Source organism: uncultured Clostridium sp., from assembly GCF_947036855.1.
Lineage (GTDB): Bacteria > Bacillota > Clostridia > Clostridiales > Clostridiaceae > Sarcina.
Map to the genome: position 1 here is coordinate 1 of NZ_CAMQRY010000145.1, position 5,551 is coordinate 5,551.

Annotated in this window: 5 protein-coding genes; 4 read left to right on the forward strand and 1 reads right to left on the reverse strand. The window is 29.7% G+C overall.

Annotation, left to right across the window (positions count from 1 at the left end; translation table 11 throughout):
- Nucleotides 1-1,254: DEAD/DEAH box helicase (locus Q0V15_RS11440; protein ID WP_297439117.1), on the reverse strand; the 1,254-nt coding region annotated here is incomplete at its 3' end.
- Between the two features lie 416 nt (nucleotides 1,255-1,670).
- On the opposite strand from Q0V15_RS11440, the gene tig reads away from it, so the two are divergent.
- The 4 genes from tig to Q0V15_RS11460 form a co-directional block, all read left to right on the forward strand.
- Nucleotides 1,671-2,957, forward strand: a complete 1,287-nt coding sequence (gene tig, locus Q0V15_RS11445; protein WP_297439119.1) for a trigger factor — start codon at nucleotides 1,671-1,673, stop codon at nucleotides 2,955-2,957.
- Nucleotides 2,958-3,132: 175 nt separating this feature from the next.
- Nucleotides 3,133-3,726, forward strand: a complete 594-nt coding sequence (gene clpP / locus Q0V15_RS11450; RefSeq protein WP_297439121.1) for an ATP-dependent Clp endopeptidase proteolytic subunit ClpP — start codon at nucleotides 3,133-3,135, stop codon at nucleotides 3,724-3,726.
- A 31-nt stretch (nucleotides 3,727-3,757) separates the two neighbouring features.
- A complete protein-coding gene (gene clpX / locus Q0V15_RS11455) occupies nucleotides 3,758-5,050 on the forward strand; it encodes an ATP-dependent Clp protease ATP-binding subunit ClpX (RefSeq protein ID WP_297439123.1) in 1,293 nt (430 codons plus the stop codon).
- A 239-nt stretch (nucleotides 5,051-5,289) separates the two neighbouring features.
- Nucleotides 5,290-5,551 (forward strand): helix-turn-helix domain-containing protein (locus tag Q0V15_RS11460; RefSeq protein ID WP_297439125.1); only part of this gene is annotated, 262 nt, incomplete at its 3' end.

Consider the following 5,551-nt stretch of genomic DNA (forward strand, 5'->3'; position numbering starts at 1 on the left):
AACTGAAGGATCAAAGTTCTCTGAAAGTTCTGCAACGATAGGAGCAAATTGCTCGAAATCATTAGCTTCGATTTCTTTTTTGATATCTTCTGTTATATTTTTGAATTTACCTTCAAAAATTTCTTTAGCACTAGGTACAGGTAACATTGTTATGTCACTCTTAGTATGTCTCATAATTTGCTTTAAGAAACCAAATTCTTTAGGAGTAACTAATGAGTAAGCAGTACCTTCTCTGTTAGCTCTACCTGTTCTACCAATTCTATGAACATAACTTTCAATATCTTGAGGTAAATCAAAGTTAAATACGTGACTTACTCTCTCAACATCTATTCCTCTAGCAGCAACATCTGTAGCAACTAAGAAATCAAGATTTCCATCTTTAAACTTCTTAAGAGTTAAAGATCTGTGTTTTTGAGTCATATCTCCGTGCATACCAGCAACGCTATATCCTCTTGATTGCATTGAATCGATAACCTCATCAACACCTCTTTTAGTTTTACAGAATATGATAGCAGCTGTTGGCATATCAAAATCTATAACTCTGCAAAGAGTTTCAAATCTATCTCTATGTTTAATTTGGAAATAGTTTTGCTTTATTTTAGAAACAGTTAAAGAAGTTTTCTTTATAGCGATATGGTGAATATCTTCTTTCATGTATTTCTTAGCTAAGTTTTTGATTTGTGGTGGCATTGTAGCTGAGAATAACATAGTTTGTCTATCAGATTTAAGTGATTTAACAATTTCTTCTAAATCATCTATGAATCCCATGTTTAACATTTCATCAGCTTCATCTAAAACTAAGAAATCTATATCTGAAAGTACTAATGTTCTTCTTCTTATGTGATCAAGTACTCTACCAGGAGTACCAACAACAACGTCAACTCCTTGCTTTAATGATCTAAGTTGTCTGTCTATTGGTTGACCACCATATATAGGAAGTACTACTAATCTATCATGTTTACCTAATCTTTCTAATTCGTCAGCAACTTGTATAGCAAGCTCTCTTGTTGGAGCAAGTATTAATGCTTTTGGGTATTTCTTTCTACTTGTAATTTCAAGGTTGTTTATTAATGGACATCCAAATGCTGCTGTTTTACCAGTACCAGTTTGTGCTTGCCCTATTATGTCAAATCCTTTTAATGCTACCGGAATAGCCTCTGCTTGTATCTGAGATGGAGTTTCAAATCCCATATCCCCGATTGACTTTAGTAAAGTTTCCTTTAATCCTAAGTCTGTAAATTTTAAGTTGTTCATTCAATTTCCTCTTTCTTATATAAAATTTATTTATTGCGTATTAATTTTCAAACAAGGCTAATAATAACATAGTATTATAATATAAGCAAATGATTATTTAATGCTCAGAAGGAGAATTAGAATTAGTTTTTTATTTATTATGTATAATGGTAAGCATTTGAAAAATAATAAAAAAATGAAGTGAGATTTGTGAAAAATAATTTTGTAATTTAAAATAGCAAAGATATTTTTAGGCTTTATAAGAAAAAATAAAAGATATATTAATATGCAAAGAAATAAATATTAATAGTGAAATTTATGAATGGAAAATAAATGTTTGAAAAAAAAAGACATAATATGTTATAATATCTAAGTTACTAGTTATTTTGAAAAAAAATTTGGTAAATAATAACTATCTAATTAGGAGGAATATATAAATGGAAATTAAAATGGAAAACATAGAAACAAACATTGTTGAATTAGAAATCAAGGTAGAAGCTAAAAAATTCGAAGGTGCTTTAGAAAAAGCATTTAGAAAAAATGCTAAAAGCTTTAACATACCAGGATTCAGAAAAGGTAAAGTTACATTAAACATGGTTAAAAAATTCTACGGAGTAGAAGTTTTATACAATGATGCTATTGAAATATGTGTTGAGTCAACATATGCAGAGGCTGTAGATGCTAAAGAGCTTCACCCAGTTGATTACCCTGCAATAGAAGTTGTAGAAGTTGGAGAAGGTAAAGATTTAGTATATAAAGCTAAAGTTACTGTAATGCCAGAAGTTAAACTTGGAGATTATAAAGCTTTAGAAGTTACTGCTCCTAAAAAAGAAGATATTTCTGTAGTTGTTGAAAGAGAACTTTCAAATTTACAAGAGAAAAACTCAAGAACTGAAGAAAAAACAGAGGGTGTTGTAGAAAAAGGAAACATAGCTGTTATTGATTTCAAAGGATTTGTTGAAAATGAAGCTTTTGAAGGTGGAGAAGGTAAAGATTACTCATTAGAAATTGGTTCAGGAAGTTTCATCGGAAACTTTGAAGAGCAATTAGAGGGATTAAAAGTTGGAGATAGCAAAGATGTTGTTGTAACTTTCCCAGTTGAGTATGGTAAAGAAGAATTAAATGGTAAAGAAGCTAAATTCGAAGTTACTATAAACAAAATAGAAGTTAAAGATGTTCCAGCTTTAGATGATGAATTTGCATCAGAAGTTTCAGAGTTTGAAACATTAGTTGATTTAAAAGCTGATTTAACAAAGAAAGCTGAAGAAATGAGTGAAGCTAGAATTGATAATGAATTAAAAGAGCTTGTTATAAACAAAGCTGTTGATAATGCTACAATAGAAATTCCAGCTGTAATGTTAGAAAAAGAAACTGATACAATGATTCAAAATCTTGAGCAAAGATTATCACAACAGGGATTAAACTTAGTTCAATATTATGAGTTAACAGGAAGCACAGAAGAAAAAATGAGAGAGTACATGAAAGAAAATGCTGAAAGAAAAGTTAAGACTGATTTAGTATTATCAGAAATAACTAAAGTAGAAAAACTTGAAGTAACAGAAGAAGAATTAAAAGCTAAGGCTTTAGAAGTTGCTGCAATGTACGCTGCAGAAGCAGAGAAAATAGCAGAAATGTTAATGACTACTCAAAAGCAAGCTTTAGAAGCTGATGTTTTAAGAGTTAAAACTGTAGCTGTTTTAGTTGATAGTGCTAAAACTGTATAATCTAAAATATATAAAAAATTAAATATATAAAATAATTGCCAGAAATTTATTTCTGGCAATTATTTTAAACTTTTAATTAACAAATTCTATATAATTCTATATAATTAGAATATAAATAGATGGAAATACTAAAATTTATATGAAATTTTAGAGTAATAAATAGGAGGATAAGTTTATGAGTTTAGTACCAATGGTTGTAGAGCAAACAAGTAGAGGAGAAAGAAGTTACGATATTTTTTCAAGACTATTAAAAGATAGAATAATAATGCTTAGTGGAGAGGTTAATGATGTAACTGCAAACCTTATAGTTTCACAATTGTTATTTTTAGAAAGTGAAGACCCAGATAAAGATATATATCTTTACATAAATTCACCAGGTGGTTCAATAACATCAGGTATGGCAATTTATGATACAATGCAATATATTAAATCTGATGTTTCAACTATATGTATAGGTATGGCAGCATCAATGGGAGCATTCTTATTGTCTTCAGGTGCAAAAGGAAAAAGATTTGCACTACCAAATAGTGAAATAATGATTCACCAACCACTTGGAGGATTCCAAGGGCAGGCTACTGATATAGATATACATGCTAAAAGAATATTAAAGATAAAAGAAAACTTAAATAATATTTTAGCTGAAAATACAGGTAAATCTATAGAACAAATCAAAAATGATGTTGAAAGAGATTATTTTATGGAAGCTAAGGATGCAGCCGAGTATGGGTTAGTTGACCAAGTGATAACAAGAAGTCAAGTATCTAAATAATAAGCTTGAAAAGGAATAGGGGTGTATATATATGGCAAAATATGATGATAAGAAACAATTAAAATGTTCGTTCTGTGGAAAGAATCAAGAACAAGTAAAAAGATTAATAGCAGGACCGGGAGCTTACATTTGTGATGAATGTGTAGACCTTTGTTCTGAAATAATAGAAGATGAAAGTGAAGGGAAAGTTGAAGTTGATAACAAAGACTTACCAAAGCCAGCTGATATAAAAAGTCATTTAGATGAATATGTAGTAGGTCAAGAGAGTGCAAAGAGATCACTTGCAGTAGCTGTTTATAATCATTATAAGAGAATAAATGCAAATGTATCTGCAAATGATGTAGAACTTCAAAAAAGTAATATACTTCTTTTAGGACCAACTGGTTCAGGAAAAACACTTTTAGCTCAAACTTTAGCTAGATTTTTAAATGTACCATTTGCAATTGCTGATGCTACAACATTAACAGAAGCTGGATATGTTGGAGAAGATGTTGAAAATATTCTTTTAAAATTAATCCAAAATGCTGATTATGATGTAGATAAAGCTCAAAGAGGTATTATTTATATAGATGAGATTGATAAGGTAGCTAGAAAATCAGAAAATCCTTCAATCACAAGAGATGTTTCAGGTGAGGGTGTTCAACAAGCATTACTTAAAATACTTGAAGGAACAGTTGCATCAGTACCACCTCAGGGGGGAAGAAAGCATCCACATCAGGAATTAATACAACTTGATACATCAAATATATTATTTATATGTGGTGGGGCTTTTGATGGTATAGATAAAGCTATTGAAAAAAGAACAAGAAAAAGTTCAATGGGATTTGGAGCAGAAATACAATCTAAAGAAGATAAAAATATAGGGAAATTATTAAAGAACTTAATGCCAAGTGATTTATTAAAATTTGGTCTTATTCCAGAGTTTGTTGGTAGATTACCTATAATTGTAACTTTAGAAGCTTTAGATAATGATGCTTTAGTTAGTATTTTACAAGAACCAAAAAATGCTTTAGTAAAGCAGTATAAGAGATTATTTGAAATAGATAATGTTTCACTTGAATTTACTGATGAAGCTTTAAAAGCTGTTGCGACTGAGGCAATAAAGAGAAATACAGGAGCTAGAGGACTTAGAGCTATTATTGAAAATGTAATGACAGATATTATGTTTGATATTCCATCAAGAACTGATATTGTTAAGGTTAAAATAACAGAAGAAACAATAAGAGAGAAGAAAGCTCCAGAATTAGAGATTTTACCTGCTGGTGAATCTAGACCAGTTTTAGAAATTGAAGTTAAAAGCAAAAATTCAATAGAAACTGCTTAGTTCTAAGAGCTTAGAAGAAATTCTAAGCTCTTTTATTTTAAAAATAAAGTATACTTGAAAAAAATGTTTAAAATATGTATACTTTTAACTTAATTTGAGAGAATTCTCCCATCTCAACCGTAGGTAGGTGGTGAGATGAATCGACGAAAGCATAGCGACACGATAAATATTTATATTGACTATACTTTTTGTTTTTGTTAATATCTAGTCAGTATTAATGAAAAAAATGAGGTGAAAGTATGCTAAAGGCTTATAAATATAGGTTATATCCAAATGTAGAGCAAAAAATATTCATAGCTAAATCTTGTGGATGTAGCAGATTTATTTATAATCAAATGCTAGATAATAGGATAAAAGTCTATGAAGAAAGTAAGGATATATTAACTTCTAAAGAAATGTCTAAGTTATACTTAACACCTGCTAAATTCAAAATAGAATTTGAGTGCCTTAAAGAAGTTGATAGCTTAGCACTTGCAAATGCTCAATTAAATTTGGATACTG

Excerpts from the sequence above, each read along its gene's own strand:
- tig (WP_297439119.1), top strand. The coding sequence starts at position 1,671 with ATGGAAATTAAAATGGAAAACATAGAAACAAACATTGTTGAATTAGAA.
- clpP (WP_297439121.1), top strand. The coding sequence starts at position 3,133 with ATGAGTTTAGTACCAATGGTTGTAGAGCAAACAAGTAGAGGAGAAAGA.
- clpX (WP_297439123.1), top strand. The coding sequence starts at position 3,758 with ATGGCAAAATATGATGATAAGAAACAATTAAAATGTTCGTTCTGTGGA.